Source organism: Streptomyces sp. NPDC001843 (genome assembly GCF_042891955.1).
Classification (GTDB): Bacteria; Actinomycetota; Actinomycetes; order Streptomycetales; family Streptomycetaceae; genus Streptomyces.
Window position 1 is genome coordinate 400,844 of sequence record NZ_JBIATQ010000007.1, and the last position, 17,942, is coordinate 418,785.

Below are 17,942 nucleotides of genomic sequence, written 5' to 3' on the forward strand. Positions count from 1 at the left end.
TCGGTAAGGGTTACCTAACTTAGCCTTACCTTAGCGGATCGGCCCAGATGCCGAGGCGGCAGGATCGTGGTGGTACGCGCACATCAATGAAGGAGACTGTCGTGTCGGCGAACAGCTTCGACGCCCGCAGCACGCTGCAGGTGGGCGACGAGTCGTACGAGATCTTCCGGCTGGACAAGGTGGAGGGCTCGGCCCGACTGCCGTACAGCCTCAAGGTCCTGCTGGAGAACCTGCTCCGCACGGAGGACGGCGCGAACATCACCGCCGACCACATCCGCGCCCTCGGCGGCTGGGACTCCCAGGCGCAGCCCAGCCAGGAGATCCAGTTCACGCCGGCCCGCGTGATCATGCAGGACTTCACCGGCGTGCCCTGTGTCGTGGACCTCGCCACCATGCGTGAGGCCGTCAAGGAGCTCGGCGGCGACCCGGCGAAGATCAACCCGCTGGCCCCGGCCGAGCTGGTCATCGACCACTCCGTCATCGCCGACAAGTTCGGCACGAACGACGCCTTCAAGGCCAACGTCGAGCTGGAGTACGGCCGCAACAAGGAGCGCTACCAGTTCCTGCGCTGGGGCCAGACCGCCTTCGACGAGTTCAAGGTCGTCCCGCCCGGCACCGGCATCGTCCACCAGGTGAACATCGAGCACCTGGCCCGTACCGTCATGGTCCGGAACGGCCAGGCGTACCCCGACACCCTCGTCGGCACCGACTCGCACACCACCATGGTCAACGGCCTCGGCGTCCTCGGCTGGGGCGTCGGCGGCATCGAGGCCGAGGCCGCGATGCTCGGCCAGCCGGTCTCCATGCTCATCCCGCGCGTCGTCGGCTTCAAGCTCACCGGCGAGCTGCCCGCCGGCACCACCGCCACCGACCTGGTGCTGACCATCACCGAGATGCTCCGCAAGCACGGTGTCGTCGGCAAGTTCGTCGAGTTCTACGGTGAGGGCGTCGCCGCGACCTCCCTCGCCAACCGGGCCACCATCGGCAACATGTCGCCGGAGTTCGGCTCCACCGCCGCGATCTTCCCCGTAGACGACGAGACCCTGAACTACCTGCGTCTGACCGGCCGTTCCGACCAGCAGGTCGCCCTCGTCGAGGCGTACGCCAAGGAGCAGGGCCTCTGGCTGGACCCCAAGGCCGAGCCCGACTTCTCCGAGAAGCTGGAGCTCGACCTGTCGACGGTCGTCCCGTCGATCGCCGGCCCGAAGCGCCCGCAGGACCGCATCGTCCTCGCCGAGGCCGCCCAGCAGTTCGCCAAGGACGTCCTCAACTACGTCGAGGCGCCCGTCGCGCAGACCCCGGCCGCCGCCGCCTCCCCGGTCGACGAGGCCAGCGCCGAGTCCTTCCCCGCCTCCGACGCCCCGGCCTACGGCAGCCAGGAGAACGGCGCGGGCGCCCCGCAGCACGGCCAGGGCACCGGCGCCGTACCGTCCAACCCGGTCCAGGTGACCGCCCCCGACGGCACCACCTACGAGCTGGACCACGGCGCGGTGACCGTCGCCGCCATCACCTCCTGCACCAACACCTCCAACCCGTACGTCATGGTCGCCGCCGCCCTGGTGGCCAAGAAGGCGGTCGAGAAGGGCCTGACCCGCAAGCCGTGGGTCAAGACCACCCTCGCCCCGGGCTCCAAGGTCGTCACCGACTACTTCGACAAGGCGGGCCTCACCCCGTACCTCGACAAGGTCGGCTTCAACCTGGTCGGCTACGGCTGCACCACCTGCATCGGCAACTCCGGCCCGCTGCCGGAGGAGGTCTCCAAGGCCGTCAACGACAACGACCTCGCCGTCACCTCGGTCCTCTCGGGCAACCGGAACTTCGAGGGCCGTATCAACCCCGACGTCAAGATGAACTACCTGGCCTCCCCGCCGCTGGTCGTCGCGTACGCCCTCGCGGGCTCCATGAAGGTGGACATCACGCGGGACGCCCTCGGCACCGACCAGGACGGCAACCCGGTCTTCCTGAAGGACATCTGGCCGTCCGAGTCCGAGGTCAACGACGTCGTCGCCAACGCCATCGGCGAGGACATGTTCAACAAGTCCTACCAGGACGTCTTCGCGGGCGACGCCCAGTGGCAGGCGCTGCCGATCCCGACCGGCAACACCTTCGAGTGGGACGCCGAGTCGACCTACGTCCGCAAGCCCCCGTACTTCGAGGGCATGGAGATGGAGCCGGCCCCGGTCTCCGACATCTCCGGCGCGCGCGTCCTCGCCAAGCTGGGCGACTCCGTGACGACGGACCACATCTCGCCCGCCGGCGCCATCAAGGCCGACACCCCGGCCGGCAAGTACCTCACCGAGCACGGTGTCGAGCGCCGCGACTTCAACAGCTACGGCTCCCGCCGCGGCAACCACGAGGTCATGATCCGCGGTACGTTCGCCAACATCCGCCTGCGCAACCAGATCGCGCCGGGCACCGAGGGCGGCTACACCCGCGACTTCACCCAGGACGGCGGCCCGGTCTCCTTCATCTACGACGCCTCGCGCAACTACATCGAGCAGGGCATCCCGCTGGTCGTCCTGGCCGGCAAGGAGTACGGCTCCGGTTCGTCCCGCGACTGGGCGGCCAAGGGCACCGCGCTGCTCGGCGTCAAGGCCGTCATCGCCGAGTCGTACGAGCGCATCCACCGCTCGAACCTCATCGGCATGGGCGTCCTGCCGCTGCAGTTCCCGGAGGGCCAGAACGCCGAGTCCCTCGGTCTGACCGGCGAGGAGACCTTCTCCTTCGCGGGCGTCGAGGAGCTCAACAACGGCACCACCCCGCGCACGGTCAAGGTCACCACCGACACGGGCGTCGAGTTCGACGCGGTCGTCCGCATCGACACCCCCGGTGAGGCCGACTACTACCGCAACGGCGGCATCATGCAGTACGTGCTGCGCAGCCTGATCCGCAAGTAAGCGGCAGGGCAGGGCAGTCGAGGGCCGCATCCCCGGTGACGGGGGTGCGGCCCTCCGCCGTACCGGACCCGTGCCGGACCTGTACCGGGCCCGCGGCGGAACCCGCGCCAGGTCATCACCGACCCTCAGGCTGAACACAGCGTTCCCCCAGGACACCGGCACAGAATCGATACATGTCTGGCATCCCCGCGTACCGAAGCGGCCTCACCGAGTCTCCGGCGAAGGTGCTGCGCCGGGCCGTGGAGGCCGGGAGATGAGCGCCGAACCGCGCACCCGGCCGCCGGGCCGCTCACCGCGCACCTGGCCGAGGGGCCGCTCACTGCGCACCCGCATGCTGCTCCTCGTCACCGCCGCCCTGGTCGCGGTGTGCGCCGCGATGGCCCTCACCACCGTTTTCGTCCAGCGCGCCGTTCTCATGGGCAATCTGGACAACCGGGTGATCGACGCCGCCGAACACGGCGTGTGCGGCGCCGCGCTCCACCCGGGGCGCACCGCCGACCTGGCCTTCCTCGACGAGAACGGCCACCCGGCCGGCATGCTCGCCGCCCGGCCCGACGCCGGCGGCGCCATCCTCTCCGCCGCGGTCGTCCGCCAGGACGCGGCGCCGCGCCCCCTCGACTCCGCCCAGCGCGCCGCCCTCGAGGACGTCCCGGCCGACGGCTCGACGCACACCCGCACCGTCCCCGGGCTCGGCACGTACCGGGTCACCTCCCTGGACGCGGACGGAATCCGGGTCCTCACCGGCCTGCCCATGGACGACGTACGGGACACCATCGACGGCCTGGTCGAGATCGAGGCCGTGGTCGCCGGCGCGGGACTCGCGGTCGCCGGCTGCGTCTGCGCGGTGGTCATCCGCCGCCAGTTGCGCCCGCTCGGCCGGGTCGCCGCCACGGCCGTGGCGGTCTCCCGCGCACCGCTCGGCCACGGGGAGACGACCGGGCTGACCCGGGTGCCCGAACGGGACGCCGACCCCGGGAGCGAGGCCGGTCAGGTCGGCGCCGCCCTCAACCGCATGATCGACCACGTCGAGGCCTCCCTCGCCGAACGCCGGCGCGGCGAGGAGCGCATGCGGCGCTTCCTGGCCGACGCCAGCCACGAGTTGCGCACACCGCTCGCGTCCATCGCCGGATACGCCGAGCTGATGAACCGCGGCGCCGATCGGATCGAGCCGGTCCTCGCCTGGAGCCGTGTCTCGGCCGAGTCGGCACGGATGACGAGCCTCGTGGAGGACCTCCTCCTGCTCGCCCGCCTGGACGAGGGACGCCCCCTGCACTCCGCCGAGGTGGACCTCGCCGTACTGGTCGCCGAAGCGGTCTGGGACGCGCGGGCCGCGGGCGGCGACCACGTCTGGCAGCTCGAGCTGCGGTTGGACACCCCTGACGCCCCCGACGCCTCCGCCTTGGTCATCGGCGACGAGGCCCGCCTGCGCCAGGTGGTCGCCAACCTGCTCGCCAACGCGCGCGTGCACACACCGGTGGGCACGACGGTGGTGGTCCGCGTCGAGTCCACTGGCACCCACCGCGTCATCAGCGTCCAGGACAACGGCCCCGGCATCCCGCCCGACCTCCTCCCCACGGTCTTCGAACGCTTCACCCGCGCGGACACCGCCCGCACCCGCTCCTTGGCCACCGGCAGCGGGTCCGGACTGGGCCTGGCCGTGGCGGCGGCCATCACCACGGCCCACGGCGGCCACATCGAGGCCACCAGCGTCCCCGGCCGCACGGAGTTCACGCTCGCACTCCCGGCAGCCGCGGCAGGCGCGGAGCTCCGGCCCGAAGGCGAGACGGCCGGGGATTCCGCAGAGGTGCGGGTGCCGGTGCGGGACTAGCCTGGGAAGTACTCGGGCGGCCCGCACACGCCAAGGACCCGCGCAAGGCCGGCGCCCGCATCAGTCTCCTCGTTCTGCCGACCGGGCGCCGCACCGCATCGCTGACGGGCGCCCGCACCAGGCAGGAGAACCAACATGGCTTGGAATATGAACGGTACGTATGTGGAGAGCTGCAACTGCGACACCGTGTGTCCCTGCACCACCTCGGGCCTTACCGCACCCGCCGACAACGAGCGCTGCCAGGTGACCCTCGCGTTCCACGTCGCACGAGGAGAGGTCGACGGCGTGGACGTCTCGGACCACAGCGTCGTCGTCTTCGCCGACACCCCGCAGGTGATGGCCGACGGCGGCTGGCAGGTGGCGCTGTACGTCGACGCCTCGGCCGACGACAGCCAGGCGGACGCGCTGGGCAAGGTGTTCTCCGGGCGGATGGGCGGACCGATGGCGGCACTCGTGCCCCTCATCGGCGAGGTCCTCGGCGTAGAACGCGTCCCCATCGACTTCGGTGACGACGGACGCCGTCACACGGTGCGGGTGGCGGACGCCCTCGACATCGAGATCGAGGACCAGGTGGCCCCGCAGTACGGGGAGGACGGCCCGGTCATGGGACTGACCGGTATGTTCCACCCGGCGAACAGCACACTGACCGTCGCCCGGTCGACGCGGGCCCTCGGCAAGGACGTTCACGGCCGCTCATGGGACTTCACCGGCCGCAACGCGCACTCGGCGCCCTTCTCGTGGTCGGCGTGACGAGAACGACGATCACCGTCCGCCACCGGACGCGCTACACCGGGCTGGTGCTGCTCACGGCGGCTGCCGCCTGGGCCTGGGTGGTACTGCGCCGGGGCGACATGGGATCCGGGACGATGACGGGGGACCTGCTCGCCTTCATGGTCACCTGGACGGTCATGATGACCGCGATGATGCTGCCCGCCACGGCACCGGTCGCCTCCCTGTACGCACGGACGGGCCCCGTGCACGAGGCCCCGCGCATGATCGCGTTCACCGCCGGCTACGTGCTGGTCTGGGCAGCCGCCGGACTGCCGGCGTACGCCCTGGCCGTCGGCGCCGTTCAGGTCACGACCGCACACCCCGCGGCAGGGACGGCGGCGGCCGCCGCCGTCTTCGCCGTCAACGGCGTCTACCAGCTCACCCCGTTCAAGGACTTCTGCCTCACCAAGTGCCGCTCACCGATCGGCCTCCTGCTCCGCTACGCCTCGTACCACGGCCCGTCGCGCCACGTACGCGCCGGAGCGCACCACGGCGCGTTCTGCCTCGGCTGCTGCTGGTCCCTGATGCTGCTGCTCACCGCGTTCGGTGTGATGAACCTCTGGGCCATGGCGGGCCTGGCCACCGTCGTCGCCGCCGAGAAACGCCTGCCGCGGGGTCCGCTTCTCGCCCGCGCCGTCGGCCTGACCTCGCTGGCCCTCGCGATCGCCGTCTTCTGGGCGCCCTTCCTGGCCCCCAACCTCACGGGCGGCGGCATGACCGGGATGCGGGGCCTCCAGCATCTCTGAGGTCCCGACCGGGGCTGGGGGCGGTGCCGGCCCGAGGGCGTCTCCTGCCTCACGTCCGCGCTTGCTTCGGCAGGGTGAGGATCTCGGCTCCGTCGTCGGTGATGGCGATCGTGTGCTCGCTGTGTGCCGTCCGGCAGCCTGTCGCGCTTCGGAGCGTCCACCCGTCGGCATCGGTGACGAGTGTGGCGGTGTCCGCCATGACCCACGGCTCCAGCGCCAGCAGCAGCCCAGGGCGCAGTTTGTATCCCCGGCCGGGTCGTCCGGTGTTCGCGACGTGCGGGTCCTGGTGCATCGTCGATCCGATGCCATGACCGCCGAAATCGGTGTTGATCGGATACCCCGCCTCGCTGAGCACCGTGCCGATGGCGTGGGAGATGTCGCCGATGCGGACCCCAGGCCCCGCGACGGCGATCCCCGCGGCCAGCGCACGCTCGGTCGCACTGATCATCGCGACGCTCTCCGGGGGCTTCGCGTCGCCCACGATGAAGCTGATGGCGGCGTCCGCGGCGACTCCGCCCTTGGAGACGGCGAGGTCGAGCGTCAGCAGATCGCCGTCGGCGAGCGTGTAGTCGTACGGCCGCCCGTGGAGCACGGCGTCGTTGACGGCCGTGCAGATGTAGTGGCCGAACGGACCACGTCCGAAGGACGGCGCGTAGTCGACGTAGCAGGACTGCGCTCCCGCCTCGACGATCATGGCCTTGGTCCACCGGTCGATGTCCAGCAGGTTCGTGCCGACCGTGCTACGGCCCTTCAGCGTCTGCAGGATGTCGGCGACCAGGGCGCCCGTGTCCTTGGCCCGGGCCACCCGGGTGGGGTTCAGGATCTCGATCATGTGGCGACTTTCTCATGCGTCCAATAACTATACCGGCCAACTATACCGGTACGGAATCGGGGCCCCGAGGCGGGGACCGAGGCCCGGGAACTCGCCGCGCGGGTCGATCACGAGAAGGCCACCGGCCGGCCCACCCGCGGGCAGCGGCTCGCGACCGAGGCCGGGAAGGTCCTCGACCATGAAGCTCGGCGGTCCGATCGGGTGATGGCCCGCCCGCGCAGGGTGTCGGCGTTGGCGCGGCCGGGAACGTGGGCCAGTCTTGCCGTGGAAGAGAGGTCCGCCAACGTGAAGTCCCGTCAGGCGACGGCTCCCGGACCCGGCGGCCGCCCGCACCGCACCGCCACCAGCCTGCGCACGGTCGTGCGCGTGCTGGCCCAAGTGGTGACCGCGGCCGCACTGGCCGTGGACGCCTACGTGCACGCCGGCCTCGCCTCTCCGTATGACCGGGTCGGGCAGCAGATCAGCCAGGGAACGTTGTTCCGCCTCGAAGCCGCCGTGGCGTCGCTGGCCGCGCTGCTGGTTCTGCTGCTCGGCCGCCGGCGGCCGGTGTGGGTGTTCACGTTCCTGGTGTCCGTCTCCGCGCTGGGCGCCGTGCTGTTCTATGGGTATGTGAACGTGGGCGCTCTTGGTCCGCTGCCGAACATGTACGAGCCGTTCTGGGGGCCGAAGAGGACCGGCAGTGCGATCGCCGAGGCCGTCGGCGCCGTGACCTCGCTCGTGGGCTTTCTGATCACCGGCCCGCCGCGCTCCGCGTCCACTCGGTCCGACACTCCTCGGGGCGACGAGGCCGATGGCGGGGGCGGCTGATCACGTGCCAGGTGCACACCCTGGCTGCGGGCCCCGCCCGCCAACGCGTCTTGTATCCATGTGTCATATGCGAAAAACTCGGACGTACGGCACATGGTGCGAAGGCAAGCGAGAGGAGTGCCTCATGATCGCCAAGCTGCTCGCCAAGTTGTCCTTCACTCGCAACTACGGTGCGTACGGGGCCCACGACTGGGGCACGCACACCGGCGACGACAGGGTGTGACTGCACGCTCGGCGGGCGCCTCCGGGCTCCCGCCGGCTCCTGGCCACGCTGCCGACGACAACGGCCGGACCGGGACGAGAAGTCAGGGGCGATCCCATGGGCCGAGCGAATGAGCCGCCGCGGTTGCCCGGAGGCAGCTTCGCGGCCTGGAGCCGCGACCGGCTGGCACTCGCACGCCGTGGCGTCGACGAGTGCGGGGACGTGTGGCAGCTGGAGTCGGGCGTCTACGTAGCCTCTACGGCCGGGGTGTGTGAAGCGGTCCTGCGCCGCGCGCAGGACTTCCCCAAACCGTCCTCGCCTCTCTTCCCGCCGTTGAAGCGGACCGGCGGAGCGCCGATGCCCGAGGAACGGGAGCACGCCCGCGCCGCCCGCATGCGCGGACTGCGCCCGCAGGCGGTTGCGGCCCGGATCGGTGAGATCGCGCCCGGGACCGCTCGATTCGCTGATCAGTGGCCCACGGGCCGGGACGTCGAGATTCTGCCCATGGTCCGGCCCGTGCTGGCAGAGATCGGCGTGCGCTACCTCTTCTCCGAGGACGCTCCCGCCCTGCTGCCCTTCGCCTGGCAGCTCTTCGTGGCCCGGGAGGTGCTCGTACGCCCCTCGCGCTGGGTGTGGCCGCGCTGGGTCCCCACACCGGCACGGCGGTTCCGCACACGGCGGCAGGTCGCCTTCACCAACGCTTCGCGGTCCGTCGTCCGCCGGCGCCGTTCATCGGGCCGGCTCGGTGACGACGTGCTGGGACAGATGCTCCGGCCCTCCTCCCGCTACGGCCTGCTGTCGGAAGAAGCCATCCTGGACACTCTCCCCGGAATCACCGTCGCCACCTTCGAGACACCCTCCCGGGCAGCCGGATGGATCTTGCTCCACCTGGCCCGGTACGCCCAGGCCGCGGATCGCGTAGCGGCCGAAGCCGTCCTGCTGCCCGCCGACCCGGCCACGACGACCAGCACCCACCTCGACAACCTGCGGTACACCCAGGCGCTGGTACGCGAAGTGCTCCGACTGCACCCCCCGAGCTGGCTGCTCACCCGGCGCGCCCCGCGACAGACTCAGCTCGCCGACTACACCATCGACGCCGGATCCACCGTTCTCGTCTGCCCCTACACCGCCCACCGCGACGCGCGGGAACACCCCGAACCGGACCGGTTCCGGCCCGAACGCTGGCTCGACGATTCGCGCTCGTCGGCGAAGCCCGGGGTCTTCCTCGGCTTCGGTACCGGGCCGCACGGTTGCGAGGGAGCCGCTCTGGCCATGGCCATGCTCACGCTCATGACCGCGCAGACAGCCCGCCGCTACCACCTGAGCGAGCCGCCCGGCGCGGATCCCGGCTACCGGGTCACCACGTTCGAAGGTCTCGCGACCGCCGGCCTGCACCTGCGCGCCACCCTGCGCGGCTGAGGGCACGCGCTCGGATCACGGCTCATGGTTCGCTCATCGTGTGTCGCCGGTCGAACTCGTTGACGAGCATGCCCATCATGACGAGGTCGTGGTGCCGGCCGGCGAAGAAAACGTGTTCCCGCAAGCGCCCCTCCTCGGTGAAGCCGAGCCCACGGAAAAGTGCCAGCGATGCCTCGTTGTGGGCCAAGACCGCCGCCAGGCATTTGTGGTAGCGCCGCTCGGCGAACATGAAGCGCAGCAGCAGCACCACGGCTTCCGTCGCGTAGCCCTGGCGCCGGTGTGCGGCGCTGATGGTGATGTCGAACTCGAACCAGCCTGAGCGAGGGCCCGTGCGATGTGAGCCGACTGTACCGACCAGCTCTCCCGTGGCCGTCGCTTCGACCGCCAACCGGAAGCGGTCGTCATCGCACTCGGCAACGGCCTGCTCCTTGGCCCAGGCACGATAGCTCTCGGCAGACCTCGGCAGATCCAGCCGGCCCCCTTGCGGCCCGTCGTCCTCGGCGAGGCGCGCGAACGCCGTCCAGTCGTCGGGCTCGACAGCGCGCAGGCGTACCAGATGACCGGTCCAGGACGATGCCATGCCCTATTTGATCACGCTGCTGTGCGCGTGAGGCCGGCAGGCACGCCACATGTTTCCCGTCGAAACGGCAATCCAAAAGAGCGCCGCTTGCGTACCCAGAATGCAGCCACATCAGGGATATGAAGAAGCGCTCATGCACGACCCGAACCCCCACGACGCCTGGCGCGAGCAGGTGTTCCGCGCCGCGGCCGCCTGCCCGGCCCAGGTGATCCTCGTCGACCGGCTGGAGGCGCGGAACGCACCGGAGGAGGCGTCGACGTCATGACCAGCGCCGACGACCTGCAAACGTTCAAGTGTGACGGCCGCATCGTGGTCGTCGGGGCGTCCCTGGCGGGGCTGCGGGCGGCGGAGGCTCTGCGAGAAGAGGGTTTCACCGGATCGCTGACCATGATCGGTGACGAACTGGGCGAGCCCTACGACCGGCCCCCCTTGTCCAAGCAGGTACTCACCGGGTGGGTGCCGGCCGACGGCACCACACTGCCAAGACGTCGTGCCATCAATGCCGAGTGGCTGCTGGGCGTGCCCGCGAGCGGGCTGGACCTCGCGGTGAACCATGTGCGTCTCGCCGACGGACGCGAGGTTCCCTTCGACCGGGTGCTGATCTCCACAGGGGTACGGGCCCGGCCGTGGTTCGTCGAGTCCGAGGCAGCCCTGGACGGCGTGTTCGTCGTGCGGACCCGCGAACATGCCGAGGGCCTGCAGCGGGCCCTCGCCGTCGGACCGTCCCGCGTACTGGTCATCGGCGCGGGATTCACCGGCTCCGAGATCGCCTCCATCTGCCGGGAGCGGGACATCCCGGTGACCGTCGCCGAACTCGCACCGGCCCCGCTGGTCGGGGCGCTCGGCGCCATGATCGGTGAGGTCGCCGCCGACATGCAGCGCGCCCACGGCGTCGATCTGCGCTGCGGCGTCAAGGTCACCCGGCTGGAGGGCGACGCACAGGGGCGCTTTCGCCGTGCCCACTTCGACGACGGCAGCACGATCGACGCCGACGTGGCGGTGGTGGCACTCGGGAGCATCCGCAACACCGAGTGGCTGCAGGAGTCGGGACTGGCGGCGGGCGCGTGGGGAATCACCTGTGACACAGGCTGCCGCGCCCTCGACATCGATGGCCGAGCCCTCGACGACGTCTTCGTCGCGGGAGACGTGGCACGTTGCCCGAACCCCATCTACGAGGACCGGCTCATCGCGCAGGAGCACTGGGCCAACGCCGTGGAGCAGGCCGAGGTCGCGGCACACAACATGGTCAGCGCCCAGGCGGACCGCCGGCCCCACCTGTCCATTCCGCTGTTCTGGTCGATCCAGTTCGGCGTCAACATCAAGTCCGTCGGCGTGCCGACCTTCGCCGACGAGCTGGTCGTCACCCAGGGATCGCTGGACGATCGCCGTTTCGTCACCGCATATGGCTATCGGGGCCGCGTCACGGCTGCCGTGAGCTTCGACAACGGCAAGTGGCTCGACCACTACCGACGGCTGATCGAGACGGCCGCACCTTTCCCGCCTCCCTGCCCGACGCCGGACCAGCCGGCCGACACGAAGCCGGTGCCCGTCGACTTCCCCGGTCCCGTCCTGCTCGCGCAGGGTGCCACGGTGGTCGTCACAGGCTGTGACCCGGGTGAGCGCCGCGCCACGGCAGTCCACCGGCATCGGCAGGAGGAAGGCCGGACGAACACGACCGGGACGTCCGGCATACTGCGCCGGATCTTCGACTACTCCGCGCGGGCCGATCCCTACCCGCTGTATGCCGAATTGCGCCGGACGCCGGTGGCCCAGCAGGAGGACGACAGCTACGTCATCAGCACACATCGCGAGATCACGGACATGCTGAATGACCCGCATCTGAGTTCCGACCTGCGCAATCTGTCGCGTCCGCTGCCCCCTGCCGAGGAAGGGGCCACGTCGTCGTTCATCCACATGGACTCGCCCGAGCACGATCGCCTGCGCCGTATGGCGATGCGTCACTTCGGCCCCCCGCACACCCCTGGACTGGTGACCGGACTTGAAGGCTTCCTGACCGCCACCGTCGGCAGCCTGATCGACGATCTGGCGGGCAGGGAGCAGATCGACGTCGTCGACGATTTCGCCCTCCCGTTCCCCGTAACCGTGACCTGTCGCTTGCTCGGCGTGCCACGCGAGGACGAGCCGAGGTTCCACCTCTGGGTGAACGACATCATGAACTCGATCGACTACGACCCCGAGACCGACCCGAAGGAGAAACTGGACAAGGGCATTCAGGCGCGCCAGGACCTTCGCCAGTACCTCGGCGAGCTGGTCGAAGAGCGCCACGGCCGGCCAGGAGACGACCTGCTGTCACGGTTGGCCAACGACGACGGGCCCGACGGCCGGATGGCCGACGCCGACATCGTCGCCACCGCCAGACTGCTGCTCATCGCCGGCCATGAGACCGTCGTCAACCTCATCACCAACGGCATGCTGACGCTGCTGCGCCACCCGCAGGTGCTCCAGCGGCTGCGCCACGAACCGGACCTCGTCGTGCCGCTGGTCGAGGAACTGCTGCGCTACGAGCCCCCCGTGCACATCATTCCCTGGCGGGCGGCGTACAGCGACATCACCATCGCCGACACCGTCATTCCCAGGGGCTCGCGGATCATGCTCATGCTGGCCTCGGGCAGCCGCGATCCGAAGCGCTTCCACGAACCCGACCGCTTCGACCCCGACCGGCGCGACAACCAGCACCTCGGCTTCGGCAGCGGCATCCACCTGTGCTTCGGAGGCCCGCTGGCCCGGCGGGAGACGCAGATCGCGCTGACGGAGCTGGTACGCCGCCTCGACCGGCCCAGGCTGGCCGCCGACCCGCCCCCGTACCGACGAAGCCCCGTCCTCCGGGGTCCCATCCATCTGGACGTCGAGCAGGGTGACGGTTGACGCGGCAGCCGCCGAACTCGGCATCTCCTGATCGCCGCCGCCCCCGCATTCCCGGACCACGTGTGTGATTGTCTGGCCCCGGCAATCTCACCGAACGACCCGACCCCGCCAGGCCCTGTCGGCAGGAGGACTCCACAGCCATGAACAGCCCCTACGCGTACGAATACAAGGTCGTCACTTTCCGCGAGTCGTTGATCGGCGACGCGCTCGACAGCGACAAACTGGAGAAGGTCCTGAACAAGCATGCCGAGGACGGCTGGGGCCTCAAGGCCATCACCTCTGCCGACGTCAAGGGCCGCATAGGTCCCGGAGCCGTCGAGGGGCTGCTGCTGACCTTCGAGCGTCCGCGCGGATGACGGGACCGCTGTGGCCCCCGGCCGAGGTTGCGCCCGAGCGGACCTCGGCCGGGGGCCGGGCGCCTAACGGGCCGCGAGTTTCGGATGGTCGACGTCGGGGAGCCAGTCGTGCCCGGGCGCGTACTCCAGCCAGCGCCGGGTGCGGCCGGCTTCGGTGAAGCAGCGCAGCAAGGTGTCGAGCAGGGGATGGCGGGACGACTCCCGCCAGGCCAGCGACCACGCGTACAGCGGTGTCGGCTCGACGAGCGGGATACAGCGCAGGCCTGTCTGATCCGGCAGTGGCACGTCGGCGGGGAAGACGGTGAAGCCGTCCGGGTCGCCGCACAAGTGCTGGACGAGACGGTCCAGGCCCAGATTGGGGCCGTCGTGCCGCCGCGTGATCCCGAACTCGTCGGCGAAGCGGCGCAGGAAGTCCAGGCGGTCAAGTTCGGCTGGGCACCACAGGACGCTGTCGCGCAGGTCGGCCGGGCGCAGTGCGTCGGCGTCGGCCAACGGGTGGGACGGGCCGACCACCACGTCGACGGGTTCCAGTCGCACCAGCCGCTGGGTGAGTCCCGCATCCCGGCCGTCGGGCAGCGGGTGCACCCGGCCGAATCCCAGGTCCGTGTCGCCGCGCAGCAGTGCCTGCGCCACTGACGGCCAGTCACGTCCCGCACCTGGCTCCCAGCGCACCGCGCCGAGCTCCAGTACCGCCTCGGCGACGGTGCGCATCGGCGCGTACAGATGACCCCACGTGTCGATCCGTACGACCGGTCCTGCGCCCGTCACCGCCGCGATCGCCCGCTCGCCGGCTGCGAGCGCATCGCGCGCGGCCGGCAGGAACCGCACTCCCGCCTCGCTCAGCCGGATACCGCCCTGGCGTTCGAACAGCCTTGTGCCCAGCGACTCCTCCAGTCGTGCGATGCGCTTGGACAGCGCCTGCTGACTGGTCCTCAGTTCTGCGGCGGCCCGCCCGAAGTGAAGTGTCCCGGCGGTCGCGACGAAGGCGCGGACCAGGGCGAGGTCGAGGTCCATGCCGCTGACCTTATGCGACAACCCCGCGTTGTCGGCATGGCGGCTCGGTTGTTGGCCGGGCCGCCACTCCACACGGTCGGATGGTCTCGACGGCAGGCCAGCGAAGGGATGAGCACGATGAAAGCGTTCGTACCGACCGGAGATCCCGCCGAGCCGGTCGTACTCGCCGACGTCGCCGAGCCGGCGCCGCGCCCCGACGAGGCGCTGGTGAAGGTCGAGGCGTTCTCCGTCAACCGGGGGGAGACGTTCAAGCTGGAGAAGCCCGTCCCCGGCGAGCGCCCCGGCAAGGACATCGCGGGCCTGGTCGTGCAGCCGGCCGCCGACGGCAGCGGACCGTCCGGAATCACGCGGGTCGTCGGCCACCCCATGTCGGGCGGCTGGGCGGAGTACGTGGCGGTGCCGGCCGACGCGCTGGCCGAACTGCCGAACAGCGTCTCCATGGTCCACGGCGCAGCGCTGCCGCTGGCCGGGCTCACCGCGCTGCGGCTGCTGCGCGCCGCCGGACCGGTGCTGGGCCGGCGGGTCCTGCTGACCGGTGCCTCCGGGGGTGTGGGCCACTTCGTCACCGAGCTCGCGGCCGCCGCCGGGGCCCAGGTCACCGCCGTCACCCGGGACGCGGAACGCGGCGCCCGACTTGCCGCACTCGGTGCCGCCGAGATCGTCCACGACGTCAACGACGCCCGAGGTCCGTACGACATCGTGCTGGAGTCGACCGGGGGTCAGGCCCTCCCCCTCGCGCTCACACGGCTCGCCAGGCGCGGCACGCTCATCTGGTTCGGACAGGCCGGCCGCACACCGGTGACGCTCGACTTCTTCGACTTCTTCACCGGGCCCGAGTCAGCTGTCATCCGCCACTTCCACTACCTCGACGCCGACAGCCGCCTCGACGACGATCTGGCGGCACTCGTCCGGCTGACCGCCGAAGGCCGCCTGCACCCGGAGATCGGCCGCGTCACGGACTGGGCCGACACCGCGACCACCCTGACCGACCTGCGCGACCGTCGTATCCGCGGCAAGGCCGTCCTCACCCTTTCCTGAACCACCCCAGTCCTCAACCACCCCTGACCGAAGGAGCAAGAGCGTGACCGTCCCCCACGACCCCAGGGCCGTCGTCATCCGCTACGTCGAGGCCGTACGCGACGGCGACACCGACGTCATCCACGACAGCTTCTGCGAAGACGCGACCTGGCACTACCCGGGCGACCTGCCCGTCTCCCGGGTGTGGCGAGGCCGCGACGAGATCGTCGACGAATTCCTCGGCAGCATGGGAACCGTCTTCGTCCCCGGCACCCTGCAGATCGAACTGCTGGGCACGATCGCCGAGGGCGACCGCGTGGTGGCCGAATGGACCGCCAAGGCCGAGACCGTTCACGGCGGCACCTACGACAACCGCTGCATCGGCATCTACACGGTGCGCGACGGCAAGATCGCCTCCGTCGTCGAATACGCCGACACCCGGCACGTGGCCGCGACCCTCTTCCCGGCCGCCGACACCCACCAGCCCACCGGCACCGAGTGAGCCGCTCCCGTGAACTGCGGCGGTCCTCCGTACGTGTTCGTCAAGGAGTCCACACGCCGAACCACTGCTCGGCGCCCCACGCCTCGAACCGTTCCAGCTCGGTGAACCCCAGCTTCGCCGCGAGGCGCATGGAACTGGCGTTGGCGGTCTGGGTGTAGAGCACCACCGGCTCACCGGGCAGGGCGCCGGCAAACCAGTCGAGCGCCGCTGCGCACGCCTCGGTGGCGTACCCGCGGCCCCACGCCTGAGGTAGGAACAGGTAGCCGAGCTCCGTCTGCCCGGCCTCCAGACGGCCGTTACCCGGATTCTCGGGGGCGTGCTGTCTGAGCTGGACGGTGCCGATCATTGCTCCGTCGAGCTCGACCACGAACCAGCCACGGTGCCGCCCTGGCACAGCGGGCACCGTGCGCTCGAGCTCGGCGCGCGGTCGAGGGCCACCAAGGTAGGTGTTCACCTCCGGCGAGGCGCTCAGCTCGATGACCGCCGCGCGGTCCCGGGCCTCGGACTCACGGAGTACGAGCCGCTCGGTCTTTATCGGGGCAGGTGGCCAGGCCAAGGGTCTGGGGTCAGCCATGCCGGCCAACCTAGCCAGCACGCTCGGAAGCGATCAAGAAGCCCGGACCGATCAAGCCACCGGCCCGGGCCCCGCCCCCACCAACGGCAAGACGTACAACAGCCGCACGATCCGTGCCGGGGTACCGCACGCAATCGACGGCCGATGCGAGCTCCACCCCGCGTCACCGTTTACATATCGCGCCCCAGCGGCTAACTTCCGAAGGAAGTGAGGTGGGAGCGCTCCCATCGTCGGACCGGAACCCGTCGCCGGGTTCGCTCCCGCCTCGCCCAACCCCCCACGCACCAACCGGACCCCGCAGACCCCGCACGACCGTCAACCCAGAGGTAGATGTGTCATGCCTACGACATCCCCACACTCGCCACCGTCCCCGCCGCCCCCCAACGCCCGCGCGGAGCGCCCCCGGTCACCCCACCCCACCCGCCGGGGCGCCCTCTTCCTGGTCCTCCTGGCCCTCCTCACCACCGTCCCCGCCCTCGGTCTCATCCTCGCCGCCGGCGGGCGGGCTCAGGCGCACGGGACGCCGATGAAACCGGGCAGCCGTACCTTCCTGTGCTGGCAGGACGCGCTCACCAGCACCGGTGAGATCAAGCCCGTCAACCCGGCCTGCAAGGCGGCCCAGCAGGTCAGCGGCACCACGCCCTTCTACAACTGGTTCTCGGTGCTGCGCTCGGACGGCGCCGGCCGCACCCGCGGCTTCGTGCCGGACGGCCAACTGTGCAGCGGCGGCAACCCCAACTTCACGGGCTTCAACGCCGCCCGCGCCGACTGGCCGGTCACCCACCTCACCGCGGGCGCGACCGTCGACTTCTCGTACAACGCGTGGGCGGCGCACCCCGGTTGGTTCTACGTCTACGTCACCAAGGACGGCTACGACCCGACCAAGCCGCTCACCTGGAACGATATGGAGGACCAGCCCTTCCTGACCGTGGACCACCCGCCGCTGCACGGCAGCCCGGGCACGGTCGACGCCAACTACTCCTGGACCGGCAAGCTGCCGGCCAACAAGTCGGGACGCCACATCATCTACATGGTGTGGCAGCGCTCGGACAGCGCGGAGACCTTCTACTCCTGCTCCGACGTCGTCTTCGACGGCGGCCACGGCGAGGTCACGGGCATCCACGACCCGGGCAACCCGACCGAGCCCCCGCCCGGTACCTGCACGGCCACCCGCAAGACCACCGGTACCTGGCCCGGCGGTTACCAGTCCGAGGTGACCGTCACCAACAGCGGTGACGTACCGATGCTGGGCTGGATGGTCGACTGGAGCCTGCCCGGCGGCCAGTCGGTGGCCAGCCTGTGGAACGGCAACGCGACGTACAGCGGACAGGACGTGATGGTCCACAACGTCGACTGGAACGGCTCGTTGAGTCCGGGGCAGAGTACGACGTTCGGATACGTCGTCCAGGGCTCCGGCGGTGACAGTACGACGACCCTGCCCTGCCAGGTCGGCTGAACGACCGCTCCGGGCGGCCCCCGAAGGGAGAGGGGCCCGCCCGGACACAGGCGGC

At 70.5% G+C, this 17,942-nt stretch carries 16 protein-coding genes and 1 pseudogene; 13 read left to right on the forward strand and 4 right to left on the reverse strand.

From position 1 onward, the window contains the following. The first annotated feature begins 101 nt into the window (after nt 1-101). The 4 genes from ACFYZQ_RS20260 to ACFYZQ_RS20275 all read left to right on the forward strand — a co-directional run bounded on the left by ACFYZQ_RS20260 (nt 102) and on the right by ACFYZQ_RS20275 (nt 6,242). The gene (locus ACFYZQ_RS20260) at nt 102-2,897 is read left to right on the forward strand and encodes an aconitate hydratase (protein WP_389149302.1); all 2,796 of its coding nucleotides are present in this window, start codon (nt 102-104) and stop codon (nt 2,895-2,897) included. A 253-nt stretch (nt 2,898-3,150) separates the two neighbouring features. After that, complete coding sequence (locus tag ACFYZQ_RS20265; protein WP_389149305.1) at nt 3,151-4,725, forward strand: ATP-binding protein; 1,575 nt, start codon at nt 3,151-3,153, stop codon at nt 4,723-4,725. Between the two features lie 135 nt (nt 4,726-4,860). Next, nucleotides 4,861-5,475: a DUF1326 domain-containing protein gene (locus ACFYZQ_RS20270; RefSeq protein ID WP_389149308.1), complete on the forward strand. Its 615-nt coding sequence runs from the start codon at nt 4,861-4,863 to the stop codon at nt 5,473-5,475. Continuing rightward, nucleotides 5,472-6,242, forward strand: coding sequence for a DUF2182 domain-containing protein (locus tag ACFYZQ_RS20275; RefSeq protein ID WP_389149311.1), 771 nt, complete (start codon nt 5,472-5,474; stop codon nt 6,240-6,242). The genes ACFYZQ_RS20270 and ACFYZQ_RS20275 overlap by 4 nt, the downstream gene beginning before the upstream one ends. 49 nt (nt 6,243-6,291) lie before the next feature. Here the strand turns inward: ACFYZQ_RS20275 and map are convergent, their stop codons facing one another. Then, nucleotides 6,292-7,074 carry a type I methionyl aminopeptidase gene (gene map / locus ACFYZQ_RS20280; RefSeq protein ID WP_389149314.1) on the reverse strand — a complete coding sequence of 261 codons (783 nt, stop codon included), beginning with the start codon at nt 7,072-7,074 and terminating at the stop codon, nt 6,292-6,294. A gap of 285 nt (nt 7,075-7,359) precedes the next feature. On the opposite strand from map, the gene ACFYZQ_RS20285 reads away from it, so the two are divergent. After that, complete coding sequence (locus tag ACFYZQ_RS20285) at nt 7,360-7,881, forward strand: hypothetical protein (RefSeq protein WP_389149317.1); 522 nt, start codon at nt 7,360-7,362, stop codon at nt 7,879-7,881. 319 nt (nt 7,882-8,200) lie between these two features. After that, on the forward strand, nt 8,201-9,502 hold the full coding sequence (locus ACFYZQ_RS20290; RefSeq protein WP_389149320.1) for a cytochrome P450: 1,302 nt from the start codon (nt 8,201-8,203) through the stop codon (nt 9,500-9,502). 22 nt (nt 9,503-9,524) lie between these two features. On the opposite strand, the gene ACFYZQ_RS20295 is transcribed toward ACFYZQ_RS20290, so the two are convergent. Then, complete coding sequence (locus ACFYZQ_RS20295; RefSeq protein ID WP_389149323.1) at nt 9,525-10,082, reverse strand: GNAT family N-acetyltransferase; 558 nt, start codon at nt 10,080-10,082, stop codon at nt 9,525-9,527. A 133-nt stretch (nt 10,083-10,215) separates the two neighbouring features. On the opposite strand from ACFYZQ_RS20295, the gene ACFYZQ_RS20300 reads away from it, so the two are divergent. From ACFYZQ_RS20300 to ACFYZQ_RS20315, 4 genes and pseudogenes are all read left to right on the forward strand, one after another. Further along, entirely contained in the window at nt 10,216-10,347 is a 132-nt protein-coding gene (locus tag ACFYZQ_RS20300; RefSeq protein ID WP_389149326.1) for a ferredoxin reductase, read from the forward strand. Continuing rightward, nucleotides 10,344-11,720 (forward strand): annotated as a pseudogene (locus ACFYZQ_RS20305) (NAD(P)/FAD-dependent oxidoreductase); the annotation flags it as partial. The gene ACFYZQ_RS20300 and the pseudogene ACFYZQ_RS20305, both read left to right, overlap by 4 nt. Before the next feature lie 126 nt (nt 11,721-11,846). After that, nucleotides 11,847-12,968 carry a cytochrome P450 gene (locus tag ACFYZQ_RS20310; protein WP_389149474.1) on the forward strand — a complete coding sequence of 374 codons (1,122 nt, stop codon included), beginning with the start codon at nt 11,847-11,849 and terminating at the stop codon, nt 12,966-12,968. Between the two features lie 140 nt (nt 12,969-13,108). Beyond that, entirely contained in the window at nt 13,109-13,324 is a 216-nt protein-coding gene (locus tag ACFYZQ_RS20315; protein ID WP_389149329.1) for a DUF4177 domain-containing protein, read from the forward strand. Between the two features lie 63 nt (nt 13,325-13,387). On the opposite strand, the gene ACFYZQ_RS20320 is transcribed toward ACFYZQ_RS20315, so the two are convergent. Next, complete coding sequence (locus ACFYZQ_RS20320) at nt 13,388-14,338, reverse strand: LysR family transcriptional regulator (protein WP_389149332.1); 951 nt, start codon at nt 14,336-14,338, stop codon at nt 13,388-13,390. A gap of 117 nt (nt 14,339-14,455) precedes the next feature. On the opposite strand from ACFYZQ_RS20320, the gene ACFYZQ_RS20325 reads away from it, so the two are divergent. Beyond that, on the forward strand, nt 14,456-15,376 hold the full coding sequence (locus ACFYZQ_RS20325; protein ID WP_389149335.1) for a zinc-binding dehydrogenase: 921 nt from the start codon (nt 14,456-14,458) through the stop codon (nt 15,374-15,376). A gap of 43 nt (nt 15,377-15,419) precedes the next feature. Continuing rightward, a complete protein-coding gene (locus ACFYZQ_RS20330) occupies nt 15,420-15,857 on the forward strand; it encodes a nuclear transport factor 2 family protein (protein ID WP_389149338.1) in 438 nt (145 codons plus the stop codon). Nucleotides 15,858-15,897: 40 nt separating this feature from the next. On the opposite strand, the gene ACFYZQ_RS20335 is transcribed toward ACFYZQ_RS20330, so the two are convergent. Further along, on the reverse strand, nt 15,898-16,431 hold the full coding sequence (locus ACFYZQ_RS20335; protein ID WP_389149341.1) for a GNAT family N-acetyltransferase: 534 nt from the start codon (nt 16,429-16,431) through the stop codon (nt 15,898-15,900). A 337-nt stretch (nt 16,432-16,768) separates the two neighbouring features. Between ACFYZQ_RS20335 and ACFYZQ_RS20340 the strand changes: the two genes are divergently transcribed. Continuing rightward, nucleotides 16,769-17,887, forward strand: coding sequence for a lytic polysaccharide monooxygenase (locus ACFYZQ_RS20340; RefSeq protein ID WP_389149344.1), 1,119 nt, complete (start codon nt 16,769-16,771; stop codon nt 17,885-17,887). The last annotated feature ends 55 nt before the right edge of the window (nt 17,888-17,942 follow it).